Source organism: Roseateles aquatilis (assembly GCF_002205645.1).
Classification (GTDB): Bacteria; Pseudomonadota; Gammaproteobacteria; order Burkholderiales; family Burkholderiaceae_C; genus Roseateles; species Roseateles aquatilis.
The window spans coordinates 1-14,573 of the sequence record NZ_NIOF01000021.1; the positions used below are offsets into that span (position 1 = coordinate 1).

14 protein-coding genes are annotated in these 14,573 nt (G+C 71.9%); 2 read left to right on the forward strand and 12 right to left on the reverse strand.

Going from position 1 to position 14,573, the window contains the following annotated elements:
* The 9 genes from CDN99_RS26215 to CDN99_RS26255 all read right to left on the reverse strand — a co-directional run.
* Positions 1–389 (reverse strand): FAD-dependent oxidoreductase (locus CDN99_RS26215; RefSeq protein ID WP_158218974.1); only part of this gene is annotated, 389 nt, incomplete at its 3' end.
* 11 nt (positions 390–400) lie between these two features.
* The gene (gene dsbD, locus CDN99_RS26220) at positions 401–2,314 is read right to left on the reverse strand and encodes a protein-disulfide reductase DsbD (RefSeq protein WP_088388394.1); all 1,914 of its coding nucleotides are present in this window, start codon (positions 2,312–2,314) and stop codon (positions 401–403) included.
* Positions 2,311–3,237, reverse strand: a complete 927-nt coding sequence (locus CDN99_RS26225) for an FAD:protein FMN transferase (protein WP_088388396.1) — start codon at positions 3,235–3,237, stop codon at positions 2,311–2,313. The genes dsbD and CDN99_RS26225 overlap by 4 nt, the downstream gene beginning before the upstream one ends.
* A gap of 13 nt (positions 3,238–3,250) precedes the next feature.
* Positions 3,251–4,384 (reverse strand): DUF3570 domain-containing protein, encoded by a 1,134-nt coding sequence (locus tag CDN99_RS26230; RefSeq protein WP_088388398.1) that lies wholly within the window; start codon positions 4,382–4,384, stop codon positions 3,251–3,253.
* A 10-nt stretch (positions 4,385–4,394) separates the two neighbouring features.
* On the reverse strand, positions 4,395–4,655 hold the full coding sequence (locus tag CDN99_RS26235; RefSeq protein WP_238139714.1) for a DUF4266 domain-containing protein: 261 nt from the start codon (positions 4,653–4,655) through the stop codon (positions 4,395–4,397).
* A gap of 33 nt (positions 4,656–4,688) precedes the next feature.
* Positions 4,689–7,250, reverse strand: a complete 2,562-nt coding sequence (locus CDN99_RS26240) for a choice-of-anchor D domain-containing protein (protein ID WP_141101006.1) — start codon at positions 7,248–7,250, stop codon at positions 4,689–4,691.
* A 13-nt stretch (positions 7,251–7,263) separates the two neighbouring features.
* The gene (locus tag CDN99_RS26245; protein ID WP_158218975.1) at positions 7,264–7,662 is read right to left on the reverse strand and encodes a CPBP family glutamic-type intramembrane protease; all 399 of its coding nucleotides are present in this window, start codon (positions 7,660–7,662) and stop codon (positions 7,264–7,266) included.
* A 498-nt stretch (positions 7,663–8,160) separates the two neighbouring features.
* The gene (locus CDN99_RS26250; protein ID WP_088388404.1) at positions 8,161–9,651 is read right to left on the reverse strand and encodes an ATP-binding protein; all 1,491 of its coding nucleotides are present in this window, start codon (positions 9,649–9,651) and stop codon (positions 8,161–8,163) included.
* Positions 9,648–10,256 (reverse strand): 2-hydroxychromene-2-carboxylate isomerase, encoded by a 609-nt coding sequence (locus tag CDN99_RS26255; RefSeq protein WP_088388406.1) that lies wholly within the window; start codon positions 10,254–10,256, stop codon positions 9,648–9,650. The genes CDN99_RS26250 and CDN99_RS26255 overlap by 4 nt, the downstream gene beginning before the upstream one ends.
* Before the next feature lie 248 nt (positions 10,257–10,504).
* On the opposite strand from CDN99_RS26255, the gene CDN99_RS26260 reads away from it, so the two are divergent.
* Complete coding sequence (locus CDN99_RS26260; RefSeq protein ID WP_088388408.1) at positions 10,505–11,293, forward strand: response regulator; 789 nt, start codon at positions 10,505–10,507, stop codon at positions 11,291–11,293.
* Between the two features lie 101 nt (positions 11,294–11,394).
* Here the strand turns inward: CDN99_RS26260 and CDN99_RS26265 are convergent, their stop codons facing one another.
* Together CDN99_RS26265 and CDN99_RS26270 are read right to left on the reverse strand one after the other, a co-directional pair.
* Positions 11,395–11,961: a thioredoxin family protein gene (locus CDN99_RS26265; RefSeq protein WP_088388410.1), complete on the reverse strand. Its 567-nt coding sequence runs from the start codon at positions 11,959–11,961 to the stop codon at positions 11,395–11,397.
* A gap of 142 nt (positions 11,962–12,103) precedes the next feature.
* Complete coding sequence (locus tag CDN99_RS26270; RefSeq protein ID WP_088388412.1) at positions 12,104–12,754, reverse strand: TetR/AcrR family transcriptional regulator; 651 nt, start codon at positions 12,752–12,754, stop codon at positions 12,104–12,106.
* Between the two features lie 88 nt (positions 12,755–12,842).
* Between CDN99_RS26270 and CDN99_RS26275 the strand changes: the two genes are divergently transcribed.
* Positions 12,843–13,238: a DUF3331 domain-containing protein gene (locus CDN99_RS26275; protein WP_088388414.1), complete on the forward strand. Its 396-nt coding sequence runs from the start codon at positions 12,843–12,845 to the stop codon at positions 13,236–13,238.
* 437 nt (positions 13,239–13,675) lie between these two features.
* Here the strand turns inward: CDN99_RS26275 and CDN99_RS26280 are convergent, their stop codons facing one another.
* Positions 13,676–14,503, reverse strand: a complete 828-nt coding sequence (locus tag CDN99_RS26280) for a HEAT repeat domain-containing protein (protein WP_088388416.1) — start codon at positions 14,501–14,503, stop codon at positions 13,676–13,678.
* Positions 14,504–14,573: the final 70 nt, after the last annotated feature.

The following is a 14,573-nucleotide window of genomic DNA, read 5'->3' on the forward strand; positions in this document are numbered from 1 at the left end:
ATGAAGGCCTCTTCCGACGGCAGGCCCAGGTACTGGGCCGAGGCGCCGGTGGCCAGGACCACCGCGTCGGCGGTGTAGACGGCGCTGTCGCCGGTCAGCGTGAACGGACGCCTGGAGAAGTCGACCGAGTTGATGTGGTCGAAGACGATCTCGGTCTGGAAGCGCTCGGCATGTTCCTGGAAGCGCTGCATCAGCTCCGGGCCCTGCACGCCCATCACGTCGGCCGGCCAGTTGTCGACTTCGGTGGTGGTCATCAACTGACCCCCTTGCGCCATGCCGGTGACCAGCAGCGGCTTGAGGTTGGCGCGGGCCGCGTAAATCGCGGCGGTGTAGCCGGCGGGGCCGGAGCCCAGGATCAGCAGTGTGGTGTGTCGGGTGGGGCGGGTCATGTCGGTTCAGGTCAGAGCGTCGCGTGGCCCAGGCGCTGGGCGAATTCATCGGCCGGCAGGAAGCCGATCGTCCGGGCCGCGGGCAGCTCGCGCCCCTGGACGTCGAAGAAGAGGATGCCGGGGGGGCCGAACAACTGGAAGCGCTTGAGCAGCGCCTTGGCCTCGGCGCTGTTGGCGGTCACGTCGGCCTGCAGCAGGCGCGCCTTGCGCAGCCGCGTGGCGATCGGGGGATCGGCGAAGGTGAGGTGTTCCATCTCCTTGCAGGCGACGCACCAGTCCGCGTAGAAGTCCAGCACCACCGGCCGATCGGTAGAGGCGAGCACCGCGTCGAGTTGCGCGACGGTCGTGATGCGCTCGAAGGCTGGCGAAGCCGCGGAGCGGGAGGCGGCCTCGGCGCTGGCCACCGGCAACGCGCCGCCCGCCGCGCGCGCCAGGTGGCGCAGCGGCATCAGCACGCTGTCGCCGCCCGACAGCGCGCCGCCGATCATCGCGGCGGACCACAACGCCACCAGCGCGCCGCCCGCCTTGAGGGCGCGGGGCCGGCCGGCCTCGAAGGCGCCCAGGCAGATCGCGGTGACCAGCGCGACCGCGCCGATCAGGAACATCAGCGCGCCGGTGGGCAGGACCGGCGACACCAGCCACAGCGCCACCGCGATGAGGATCAGGCCGAAGAAGGTCTTGACGTGCTCCATCCAGCGGCCCGCGCGCGGCAGCAGGGTGCCGGCGGACAGGCCGAGCAGCAGCAGCGGCGCGCTCATGCCGCAGGCCAGCGCGAACAGCGCCGAGCCGCCCAGCACCACGTCGCGCGTCTGGCTGATGTAGACCAGCGCGCCGGCCAGCGGCGCCGCCACGCAGGGCCCCACCAGCAGCGCGGACAGCCCGCCCATCAGGAACACGCCGGCATGGCGGCCGCCCTTGATCCGGTTGGAGGCGTTGTTGACCCGGTCCTGGATGAAGCCCGGCATCTGGAACTCCCAGACGCCGAACATCGAGAGCGCCAGCACCGACAGCAACAGCGCGAAGGCGCCCAGCACCCAGGGGTTCTGCAGCGCCGCCGCGAAGCCCGAGCCCAGCAACCCGGCGACGATGCCGGCGGCCGTGTAGACCATGGCCATGCCCATCGAGTACGCGAGCGCCAGGGTGAAGCCCCGGGTCCGCGACACCGGCGCGCCCTGGCCCACGATGATCGAGGACAGGATGGGCAGCATGGGCAGGACGCAGGGCGTGAACGACAGCAGCAACCCGCCCAGCAGGAACATGCCCAGGACGCGCGGCAGGCTGCCCGATTGCAGGGCGGCGGCGCTGCTGTCGACGGGGGCCGGGGCGGCCGTGCCGGCGACGGCGGCCAAGGGCGCCTCGGCCGCCGGGGCCCGCGCCGGCGACGTGGACGCCGATGGCGCCGCGGCCGTCTCGATGGGCGCCGAGAGCGCATCCGGCCGAGCCTCCCAGCGCGCCGTCAACAGGCCGTCGCCGCCGCGCTCCAGGTGCACCAGCGCCTGCTGCGGCGGGTAGCAGAGGCCGCGGTCGGCGCAGCCCTGGTAGCGCACCGTCAGCAGCGCGGGGATGGCGCCGTCCGGCAGCGGCTGCACGACGCGCACGGCACCGGCCCACAGCGTCATCGTGCGGTTGAAGTTGGGATCGAACTCCGCCTTGCCGGCGGGCAGCGCGGGCGCCGGCAGGGGCGTGCCGTCCGCCTCGATCGCGAAGCGCTCGCGGTAGAGGTGATAGCCGGCGGCGACGTCGAAGGCGACGACCAGCGCGCCGGGCCCCGAGGCCGCGGGCTCGATGCGGGCCTGGCCCGGAAAGGCCTGCGCGGGATCGAGGAAGGCGGCCTCGGTGCCCGCGGCGCGGGCCGCGGGTGGCGCGGCGACGGCCAGCGCGAGCGCGACCGCCGCGCCGGCGAAGAAGGTGGCGAGAGTTCTCATGGCGTGGTGGGAGGTTGGATCAATCGTTCGGGATCGTGGGTGTGGCGGCGACCGTCGGCATCGATCAGCAGGAAGCCGACCCCCGGCGTGCTCAGCCGCGAGGCGGCCTGCGCGCCGATCAACATCGCCATCGTGGCCAGCGCGCCGGCGGCGACGCACAGCGGCGCCACGACGCTGACCGCCTGCCAGTGGCGGACCGGCTGGCCGGTGCGCGGATCGAGGATGTGGCAGCAGCGCCTGCCGTCCGCGGCGATGAAGAAGCGCTCGTAGTCGCCGCTGGTGGCCAGCGCGCCGTCGTCCAGCGCGATGCGCGCGCAGATCTCGTCCTCTCGGCGCGGGTGGCGGACGGCGAAGACCCAGGGCCGGCCGTCCGGACGCGGCCCCAGCACGCGCAGGTCGCCGCCCAGGTTGACGAAGCCGTGCCGCAGCCCGAGCGCGCGCAGTGTCGCGACGGCCCGGTCGACGGCGTACTCCTTGCCGATGCCGCCGAAATCGAGCTCCATGCCGTGGCGCGGCAGCGCGATCGCGCGGCCGTCCCACTGGACGCGGTCCCAGCCGATCAGGTCGAGCTGCAACGCCAGCGCATCGGGCGCGGGCTCACGCCCGGCCTTGAAGTCCCAGACGCGGCGCAGGCCGCCGCTGGTGATGTCGAACAGGCCGTCGCTCTGGCGATGCAGCTCGGCGGCGAAGTCCAGCAACTGCGCCGTCTCCGCGTCGACGACCAGGCCGCCGTGCCCCGCCTGGGCGTTGATCGCGGAGATCACGCTGTCCCCGAGGTAGCGCGAGTACTTGCGCTCGATGCGGCGCACCTCCGCCTCGGCGGCCGCGCAGGCCTGCGCGGCGAGCGCGGGCGAGACGCCCTCCAGGACGATCTCGCTCGGTGAAGCCATCGCGGTGAAGGCCTGGCGGTGCGGATGCCACATCGGGACCGTCGCGTCAGAAGCGGTGCGACAGGCCGATCTGCAGCCAGTCCGCCTGGAAGCGCGCGAGCCCCGGCGAGCCGCCGCCGCCCAGGCGCCAGGCGGCGCGCTGCTCGTAATGCTCGAGGCTGAGGTCGGCGGTCCAGCGGGGCGCAAAGTCATAGGCGGCCTTCAGCCCGACGGTGACCGCGCCCAAGGCGGACAGGCGCTGGTCGGGGGACAGGTATTGCGGCGACGTCGCCGTGTAGCCGGGCGGGAACGGCGCGCCCAGCGCCGCGTCGTAGACCGGGTCGTAGTAGAAGCGCGCGGCGCGCTGCGTCGTGTAGCGCAGCAGCGGCGTCAGCGTCCAGCCGCCCGCGAGCGGCTGCACCCAGGCCGTCTCGATCGTGTTCGCGCGCACGCCGAAGCTGTCCGCGTAGTACCGCCAGCTGCTACGCAGCGTCGCCTTCCAGTCGGTGAAGTGGTGGTTCCACCGGGCCATCAGGGTGTACTGCTCGCGCCGGTCGGGCCGTCGATCCGGGAACTTGTAGGGGTCGGAGTACATGCCGTGGCCCCAGCTCGCGCCGACGTTCAGCTGCACCAGGTCGACCGCGGTCCACGCCTGCGTCACGCCGGCGATCAGTTGCGTCGTGTCGCGACCGCGGCTGAGCGTGGGATCGTTGGAAGACCCGATCCAGTCGTCGCTGAAGGAGGCGCCGATGTTCCAGGTCGTGTTGTTGTCCTCGCTGGAGCGGCGGTAGTCGGCGGAGACGCTGCGTGATCGATAGTCGTGCTCGGTCGAGTAGGCCGCGCCGATGGACCAGGCGTCACGGTCGTCGTAGCGGGTCACGCGGACGTCGCCGGCCTTGCGCTCCTCCTTCAGCCGGGAGGCGCCGGAGACCGCGCTGTGATACCGCGGGGACGCGCCGGACACGCTGTCGGTCACCAGCGAGCCCTCGACCGACCAGCGTCCGGCCACCGGCACCATCAGGTAGAGCGAGGGCGCGGTGACCTTGATGCGGTCCAGGCCGGGCTGGCTGTCGCGGTAGGACAGCAGCTTGAAGGCCATTTCGGCCTGCTCGGGCACGGTCTCCGCGTGCGCGGGCGCTTGCAGGCCGGGCAGCAGCAAGGCGGCGGCGAGCACGCCGCCCCAGGCGCCGGTGCCTGCCATGGTGTCGCGTTCAGTTGCAGCCACAACCACCGCCTCCCACGCCGTTGCCGCCGGAGGCGTTTTCCTTGCTGGTGTAGATGTGCTGGGCGAAGCGGTCGCCCAGGACGTCGCCGCCCATGGTCATTTCGGGACGGGCGAGCGCGCCTTTCTCCCAGGCTTGCGGCGGCTTGATCGCGCAACCGGAGGTCGCGAGCGCGAGCAGCGCGGTGCCCGCGGTGATCGCGGCGGAGGCGGCCGTCGCGCGGCGACGGGGCATCGGTGGCAGGGACATCGGGGACTCCTGGAGAAGGAAGCGGACGGGGGATCAGGGCGTCTTGAGCGCCGCGACGATGCGGGCCTCGAGGGCGGCTTCGTCCTCGGCACGGAAGCCGGCGTGCTGCATCAGCACACGGCCGTCCGGTCCCAGCAGCACCGAGCTGGGCATGGCACGCACGCCGACGCGGCGCGCCGTGTCGCCCTTCGGATCGAAGGCGAGCGCGACGCTGGCCGGCACCTGTTGCAGGAAGGACTGGGCGTCCTCGCGGCTCGCGTCGAGGTTGACCGCGACGATGCGCAGACCCTGCGCGCCGTACCGGGCCTGCATGCGATTCATCCATGGGAAGGACTGGCGGCAGGGGCCGCACCACGAGGCCCAGAAGTCGACGTAGGTCAGCCGCGCCTTGCCGTCGTGCAGCGGCACCGGCGCGCCATCGGCGCCGGGCACGCTGGCCACGCCCAGCGGCTGGCCGACGTCGGCGGCCCTGGCCGCGGGCAGCGCCGCGCAGGTCAGGGCCGCGGCGATCGCCAGCGCCTGGCGGCCCCGGCGGACATCGCGGCCGCGACGGCGCCCCCAGAGGACGATCGCGGAGAGGCCCGCCATCAGCAGCAGCAGCGGGTCCGCCGCGCCGGTGCCGGCGCCGATCGTGCAGCCCCCGCCGCCGCTGTTGGACATCGCGGCGTTGCCCGCGGTGCCGCTCAGCGCGACGGTGGCCGTGGCGGGCGTCATGTCGCCGCGCAGCGTCAGCGTGTCGGTATCGGTGCCGGCCGGCGCGGAGGCCGCCGCGGCGCCGGCGCCCAGCCAGCGCAGCGTGATCTGGCAGCTCGCCGCGGGGGCGACGGTGAACGGAGCGGCGCCGCAGCCGTTCGTGCCGCCCGTGTCCACCGAGAAGCGCGTGCCGCCGAGCGCCAGCGACGCGATGTGGAGCGGGCCGTTGCCGCTGTTGGTCAGCGTCAGCGGGCGGCCGGCGCTGTCGGCGGGACCGAAGTCCAGCGCGGCGGCGGACAGCTGCAACTGCGGTTGTGGCGCGCCCTGGCCGGTGCCGCTCAGCGTCAGCGGCGTGGGCAGCGTGGCGTTGTCCGAGGCGACGTTGACCGTGGCCGGGCGCGGCCCCACGACGCGCGGGCTGAAGCCGACCGCGAGATCGCAGCTCGCGCCAACCGCCAGCGTGGCGCCGGCGGCGCAGGTGGAGGTGGCGTCGACGCGGTAGTCGGCGGCGGCGTCGCCCGCGAGCCGGAAGCTGCCCAGCGTCGCGGCGGCATTGCCGGTGTTGCTCAGCGTGAAGTGCTTGAGGCCGCCGTCGGCGCCGACGATGACGGTGCCGAAGTCCGCGCCGCCGCTCGGCGACCAGGCCAGCACCGCGGTGTTGGCGAGCGCGCCGCTGCCGGCGAGCGCCACCGTCTGCGGCGAGCCGGCGGCGTTGCTGGTCAGGCTCAGCGTGCCGGTGGCCGCGCCGGCGGCGGTCGGGGTGAAGGTGACGGCGACCGTGCAGGTGCCGGCCGCGGGGACGCCCGCGCCGCAGGTGTGGGTGGCGGAGAACGGGCCGGTGGCGGCGATCGCGCTGAAGCTCAGCGCGGCGTTGCCGGTGTTGGTCACGGTGAGCGTCTGCGCGGCGGTGGTCGTGCCGACGGTCGCGGTGCCGAAGCTCAGCGTGGTCGCCGACAGCCCGACGCCGGGCGCGGCGGCGGACTGGCCAGTGCCGCTCAACGTGATGCCGACGTTGACCGCGGCACCGCCGGCGGCCGGCGCGGTGGCGGCGACGGCGATCGAGGCCGAGCGGCTGCCCGCGGCGGCGGGCGTGAAGGTGGCGGTGACGGTGCAGGTCGCGCCGACGGCCAGCGGCGTGCCGACCGCGCAACTGCCGCCACGGGCGAAGTCCCCCGCGTTGGCGCCGGAGACGCCGATGCTGCCGAAGTCCAGGGACGCGCCGCCGGTGTTGGTCAGCGTCACGGTGCGCGCGGTGGACGGCGTGCCGACGGTCTGCGTGCCGAAGGCCAGCGTCGTGGCGTCGGCGGACAGGCCGGCCTGCAGGGCCGCGTTGGCGGTGCCGCTCAGGGCGATCGGGATCGGCGTCGAGATGCCGTTGTGGCTGATCGTCAGCGCGCCGTTGCGGCTGCCGGCGGCGGTGGGTTGGAACACGACGCCGACGGTGCAACTGGTGCCGGCCGGCACGGTCGAGCCGCAGTTGCCGCCCTGCACGACGAAGTCGCCGCTGGCGGTGGCGCTGAGGTTGCCCAGCGCCGCGATGCGGCTGGCGCTGATGGTGATCGTGGAGACAGCGCTCGACTGGCCGACCGCGGTCTGCGCGAAGCTCAACGAGGCCGGCGAGTTGCCCAGGTAGGCGGCGATGTCGGCCAGGTCGGATGCGTCGAAGCGGCCGGACACGCTGCCCATCTGCGGGATCGTGTTGATCGCGTTCTGGATCATGGCCGGGTTGTTGCGGCCCCGATCGACGACGGCGGTCGAGGCCACGGTGTGGCAACCGGCGCAGACCTGCGAGAACTTGGTCCTGCCCGCGATCGGGTCGGCGGCGAGGGCGGGTGCCGCCACGACCGCGGCGGCGATCGCGACGATCGCGCCAGGGAGGGCGGTGCGGAAGGAAAGGTTCATGGCGCGAGCCTCGTCAAGGGGATGAGAGAAGCGGAAGGACCGCGGGCGCCAGGAGCAGCAGCCAGCAGGCATTGAAAGCGGCATGCCAGGCGATGCAGCGCGGCAATGAGCGATGACGCCGGTAGCCGCGTCCGATCCACCACGCCGGCAGGGTCGTCGCGAGCGCCAGCGACAGCGCGGGCAACGGCGGCGGCGGTCCGGGCAGGGCGGCGGCCACCTGCGCGAGTACGTGCGCCGCGCCGAAGGCGATGGCGGTCAGCCCGGCCGCACGGCGTCGCACCGTGTCGGCGCGCGAGCCCGCGAGCAGGTCCTGCAGGCCGAGGCGGAAAAGGATCTCTTCCACGCAGGGCGCCAGCAGGAGCTGCCGGAACGCGGCATCCCAGGGAAGCGGGGCAAGGAGGAAGGGCGGCATGGGCGCGGAGCGAGCACACGGAAGTTGTGTGTGGGTTCCAGCGCGCGGGAAAAAGGTTGTGGGCTCAGGCGGACGGGCGCCCCTGTGCCTCATTCCGAGGCAGACCAATCATTTCCCTACCGTGACAAGCACTTGGCGCATCGCTGCCCGGGCAGCCAACAGACTTGTCCACAGCGGCCGTGGACAGACCGACGCCCCGGTGCACAGCCGGTGGGCAGTGTGGGCAACTGCATTCGGGCCGCGCGGTTTTCCTGCCCGTTCGGTGGGGTTCGGTCAAGCCCTCAAGGGCGGCGGCCGCCCGGCTCTCCCCAGTGCCACTTTGTGTGGCACGGCAAGGTTTCCCTTGTTGAAACAAGTACTTGCGGAATCCCTGCAAGGGCAGCCAACAGACTTGTCCACAGAACGCGGGGACAGTCCTGGCTGCTGTGAAAAACTCGCGCGACAGCCGAATTCAGGCATTGCCTGATTTTTGAGCAGTGCAAGGAATTCCGTGACGGATCAACGGCTTGCGGGATCCCTGCCCGGGGTGCCAACAGACTTGTCCACAGAAGGGGTGGACAGTATGTCGCCCAGGACCAGGCGCGCTTCGAGGCCGCCATCCGGGCGGTTGCGCAGGCTCAGCGCCCCCCCCATCGCGGTCGCGAGCTGCTGCGCGATGGCCAGACCCAGACCCGTCCCGCCGGTGTCCCGGTTGCGCGAGGTCTCCAGCCGATGGAAGGGCTTGAAGACGGCTTGCAGTTGATCCTCCGGAATGCCGGGGCCACGATCGAGGATCACGATCGTCAGACGGCCGGCACCCGGACCAGCGGCGCCACCGCCAGCGGCCGAGGTGGAGATTGATGCTGTGGCGTGGGCTTCTGGAGCCGGTGTCCGCGCGGCGCCCGTGACCCGGATCTCGGCCAGATCGCCGAAGGCCAGCGCGTTGTCGATCAGGTTCACCAGGATGCGTTTGAGCGCCTGCGGCTGCGCCACGATCGGCGCGCCGACCCGGCCGGCCAGCGTCACCGGCTCGCCAGCGTCCTCGTAGTCGCCGACGATGCTGGCGAGCAGCGCGTCCACGTCGAGCCGCGTCGGCGGTTCCGAGGTGCCGTGCAGCGTGCGCGCGTAGGTCACGCCCTCGCGGACCAACGCGTGCATCGCGTCCAGGTCCTGTCGCAGCTTGTCCCGCAGGGTCTCGTCGGGCATGAGGTCGGCGCGCAGCCGCATGCGGGTGATCGGGGTCTGCAGGTCGTGGGAGATGGCCGCGAGGATCTCCACCCGCTCGGCCGTATAGCCGGCGATGCGCGCCTGCATCTCGTTGAAGGCGCGCGCGGCGCGGGCGACCTCGGCGGGACCGTCCTCGGGCAGCAGGCGTGGGGTCAGGTCGGGACCGAGGTCGTCCGCCGCCGCGGCCAGCGCGCCCAGCGGTCGCGTCACCAGCCGGACCACCAGCCACGCGCACGGCGCCAGCACCGCGAGCTGCGCGGCCAACACCCACATCACCCAGTTCGACACCGGCATGTCGACGCGCCGCGCATGCACCGTGACCGGGGCGCCGTCGCTCAGCCGCACCAGCAATTCGTAGCGGTGCGTGTCGACCTGCGCGATGCGCTCGATCCGGAACGGCCGCATCGCCTGGGCCAGCGCGTCGACGATCTCGGCGCCGAGCGCGTCCGACGCCACCGGCCCCGCCGCCGGATCGATGTCGCTGGCGAGCGAGAAACGGTAGTTGGGGCGTTCCAGCCGGTCCAGCCAGGCGGCACGTTCGGCGACGGGCAGGCGGTCGAGCACCGCGACGCCGGTGGCGATGTCGCGCTCGATGCCGGACATCATCAGCGTGCGCAGCGCCATCATCCGTTCCTGCCGGATCGCCAGGAAAGTCAGCGTCTGCGCCACCGCGATGCCCAGCACCATCAGCAATGTCACGCGCGCGAAGAGCGTGCGCGGCAGCCAGCGGCCCCCCGGGCGGGCCGCGGCCGACGGCGACGCGATCGCGGGCGAGGCGCTCATGCCCGGTCGGCCACCAGCGCGCGCCGCACGAAGTCCAGGCGGTCCTGGCCCCAGAACAGCTCGCCGTCGATGACGTAGCTCGGCGCGCCGAACAGGCCGGCCGCGATGGCCTGCCGGGTGTTGGCGTCGTAGCGGGCGCCGATGTCCTCGTCTTGCGAGCGGGCGAGGCGCTCGGCGGGGAGCTCGCGCTCGGCCAGGATCGCGAGCAGCGTGCCGTCATCGGCGATGTCGCGCTGTTGCTCCCAGACCGCGCGCAGCAGCGCGCCGGTGAGACCCATCGCGGCGTCGGCGCCGTCGGCCTCGTCGACCGCGATCACCAGTCGCGCGGCCTTGTGCGGCGCGACCGGAAAGTGCCTGGGTTCGACATGCATGGGCATGCCCAGGTGTCTGGAGAACCGACCCAGCTCCAGCAGCCGGTAGGCCTGGCGCTGCGCGGGACGTTGCGCCAGCGGCAGGCCGCCGGAGACCTCGAACAGCTTGAGCAGGTCGATCGGGATCAGGCGCACGGTGGCGCCCGTCTCCCGGGCGATCGCGGCGAAGCGCTCGTGGCCGAGGTAGGTCCAGGGGCTGTGCGGGGCGAGGTAGTAATCGATGACGCGGCTCACGGGGGTCTCCATCGGTGGGGGCGGGGCGGGCAGGGACGGGGGCGACACGCGCGCTGCGCGTCGCCGGACGCAGGCTGGTTTATAGGCGCGCGCGGGCCGCTTGTGCGGGGCTTTGTATTCCCGTGTATCCGGGCGCCGCACCGGAGACACAAGCTTGCCTCGCGCGCGCCGCGCCGCCAGGGGGCCGCTACATTGCGGCTCATCGACGGGCCGACCGGCTCTGTCCGCCCTCCAGCCCTTCCGCCGCCATGCAGACCTCCACGCCCACCCCCGATCACGTCCTGATCGTCGACGACGATCGCGAGATCCGCGAGCTGCTCACCACCTACCTGACCCGCAACGGCCTGCGCGTGACCGCGGTGCCGACGGGCCGCCACATGCGCATCGCGATGGAGACGGCCGGTCCCTTCGACCTCGTCATCCTGGACCTGATGCTGCCGGGCGAGGACGGCCTGTCGCTGTGCCGCGACCTGCGCGCAGGCAAGCACAAGGCGACGCCGGTGATCATGCTGACCGCGCGCGGCGACGAGGCCGATCGCATCCTGGGTCTGGAGATGGGCGCCGACGATTACCTGGCCAAGCCCTTCGCGGCGCGCGAGCTGCTGGCCCGGATCAAGTCGGTGCTGCGGCGCGCGCGGATGCTGCCGCCCAACATGCGCGCCACCGACGAGTCGCCGAGGCTGGCCTTCGGCGACTGGATGCTGGACACGATCGAGCGCCATCTGGTCGACCGCGAGGGCACGGTGGTGCCGCTCAGCGGCGCGGAGTACCGGCTGCTGCGCGTCTTCCTCGACCATCCGCAGCGCGTGCTGAGCCGCGATCAGCTGCTGGGCTTGACGCAGGGCCGCGAGGCGGAGCTCTTCGAGCGCTCGATCGACCTGCTGGTGAGCCGCCTGCGGCAGCGGCTGCGCGACGACGCGCGTGAGCCCAAGTACCTCAAGACCGTGCGCAGCGAGGGCTACGTGCTGTCGATGAGCGTCGAGGGCCGCGACCAGGCGCCGTGCCCGGGCATCGCGCCGGGACGCCAGGCCCCGTGACCGCGACCCGATGTCGCGACCATCGACTGCCAACTGAGGCCGTGTCCGGAGGCCAGGGCCGGATGTCGCATCCACGGGACCGGTGAGCGGAGGGAACCCCTTCAACCCGGCTGCCTCAGCAGCGCCTGGATCGCCGCTTCAGTCTGCTCGTAGGCGCCTTCGCCGAAGTGGTAGTAGACGATGCGTCCCTGCTTGTCGACGAGGTAGATCGCCGGCCAGAAGCGGTTGTTGTAGGACTTCCAGGTCGCGAAGTCGTTGTCCTGGGCGACCGGATGCCGGATGCCCAGTCGCGCGATCGCGTCCTTGAGTCCGGCGGAGGAGCGCTCTTCCTCGTACTCCGGCGAGTGCACGCCGACGACGACCAGGCCCTGGTCCTTGTACCGCTCGTGCAGCGCCTTGATGTGCGGCAGTTGGTTGAGGCAGTTGATGCAGGTGTAGGTCCAGAAGTCCACCAGCACCACCTTGCCGCGCAAGCCGTCCATCGTCAGCGGCGCCGAGTTGAACCAGTCGCCGATGCCGGTGAAGGCCGGCGCGGGACGGGCATGGGCGCCGGAAAGCACGGCGGCGGCCGTGGCGTCGGCGGACATCGGCGGTAGCGAGAGCGCCGTGGTCGCGACGGCGGCGCAACCGGCCAGGGCGAGCAGGGAACGACGGGTGATCGATCGCATGGGAGTCCTTTCCAGGCAATGCAGCGGGAGGCTGCGACGGACCGGATTCTTCGATTCGGGGCCGCTTCGCGATAGGCGTTCCGTATGCCTGTGTATCCGACCTGGGAAGGAAAGACGATCTGTTGCTCGATCGCTGGCGGGATCAGCCCAGCAACTGCAGCGTCACCTCGGACAGCTCGCGCTTGAAGCGCTCGGGCTCGTCCGGCAGCGTTGATACGGCACGCATCACATGGCTGTAGGCGACTGTCTTGCTGATGCCCTGCGTGAGCAGGGAGAAGAGCAGCGCGGGGTCGCAGCGGCGCAGCTCGCCGGCATCCATCGCGTCCTGGAACAGCGGCAGGAAGACGTCGTGGAACGGCCGCACCAGCTTGTCGATCAGCACGTCGAGGCGATCGCCTTCCTCGGTGGCGGCGGTGGAGAAGAAGATGCCGATGTCCGGGTGCTCGAAGACGCGGTCGATGAAGTCGAGCAGCGCCAGCTCCAGGCGGCGGCGCGGGCGCAGCGCGGCGTCCGCGCGCAACGCGATGGCGAGGTCGCGCATCGGATCGGTCAGCGTCACGATCTGGTCGACGACCGCCAGCCACAGCGCCTCCTTCGATCCGAAATGGTGGGCGATCAGGGCCGCGTCGACACCCGCGGCGCGCGCGATCTCGCGCACGCTGGCGGCCTCGTAGCCGCGCAGCGCGAAGGTGCGCCGGGCGGTGCGCAGCAGGTTGTCCGCGCCTTGCGCACAGTCCGCGCTCGGGCGCCCGCGACGTCGCGGCGTCCCGCCGGACCTTGGGGTCTTGTTCATGCCGCGCCTGCCTTTGCTATATTCATCACTCGTTGAATTATTTCAGCAATGACGCCGAATTGTCGGCGCAGCGGAAAGGCGGCGCGATATGCACAGGGATCTTGCGAGCGATCCGACGAGGGAGGGGTGGTTGCGGACGGTGTCGTGGCTGGGGAACGGCGGGGTGCCGGACACGCCGCGGCCGGCGCGCGCGGGCCGCGGCGCCGGCGCGACCGACGATGCCGCCCTGGCGTTGCGCCTGCCGCCGACCATCCACGTGCTGGACCGCCCGACGCCGCGCACCGCGGCGATCTCGTGGTCCGACCCGGGCGCCTGCCACTACGGCTATCAGATCTGGGACATGGCCCCGGCCAAACGCGAGGGCGTGTGCGTGCTGAGCGGCTGCGCGATCCGCATCGGTGACATGGCCTACACGCCGCGCGCGGACGAGCCGGTGCCGATCAACGCGGGGGAGATGATCGCGGCGGCGTTCGTGGAGGGGTGAGGAGCCCAGGCTTCCTCGGCCATTTCATGTTCGACGGTTTGTTTGAGCACCTCGCTGAGATATCGGGCGTGGCTCGATAGGTCGAGGAATCGCCAGGCATGTGCTGCGTTCTCCGTCCGGATGAACTCGAAATCCGTCACGATGCCGTCTGGGCAAGTCCTCGATTGGCCGAATCGATAGGCGTCGGCGTAGCGCTTCGTGAACGGCTTCGAGACGACCTCGAGCACGCGGTCGTACTCCGCGCGCGGACGTTGCTTGTGATCGTGGCGGAGACGGGCACGACGATGCCGATCGGCACGACCTGGTCGGCCGCGAGCCAATGATTCACGAGAAAGCGATGGATGCGGGCCTCGTTGTCGATTCGATTCGATGCCGGCCTGGCGTCATCATCAGGATTGATCAGGTCTCCCCCGATCCGGCGGCCGGGAAAACGCGGATCAACCCGCTTCGCGACATGCCTGGAGCGCGTCGCCCACGCGGGACCGCCAATAGGGGTCGGCGGCACCCGTTCCGACAGCCATCATCTCCAGCGGCGTCACCAGCCGCGGATCCGCCAGTTCCTCCGCCGCATCCAGCTCATACACGTGGCAGTCCGGCGTGAGCCGCTCGATCAGCAGCTCGACGATGCCCTCGTCGCGTCGTCGGGCCAGCCCCACCAGCGCCTCGCCGCGCACGTCGATGTCCGGATCGTGCAGGTTGCGCCGCAGCGCGGCGCGGATCTCCGGCGTGTCGTCCAGGCGCAGCGATCCCAGACCAAAGGTGGCCCAGTCGCGGACCTCGTCGGACGCGTCCGCGGCCAGCCGGATCAGGCCGACGATCGCCTCCGGCTCCTCGTACGAGCCCAGCGCCACCGCCACCTGCCAGCGCATGCGTTCGTCCGGATGCGTCGAGAGCCGCAGCAGCGCTTCGACGCTCGCGCCGTGCGGTCGGTGTCCCAAGCCGGCCACCGCCGCGCGCACCACATCGTGATGCGGGTCGGACAGGCCGCGCAGCAGCAGCGCCTGCGTCGCCGATTCGGCGTAGGGCACATACTCGCCGCCTTCCCTGCGCATCAACTGGGCCGCGATCGACAGGCCGACCGCGCGGCGCCGGGCACCGGGACTGGACACCAGCGCCGTCACCCGCGCCAGCAGCGCCGGCGAGCCGCGCCGCTGCAGCGCCTCGACAGCCCGCCAGCCGTCATGCGAATGCCATTGCCTCAGCGCCTGGCGCAGCAGGCGGTCGACGCTGCGTGATCGGAATCGATGACGGACGAAGCGTTTCATGCGGGCGGACTCCGGCGATCGAAGTCCCGACTCTATCGAGTCCTCGCATCCCGGTCCCCCTCATCGCTCC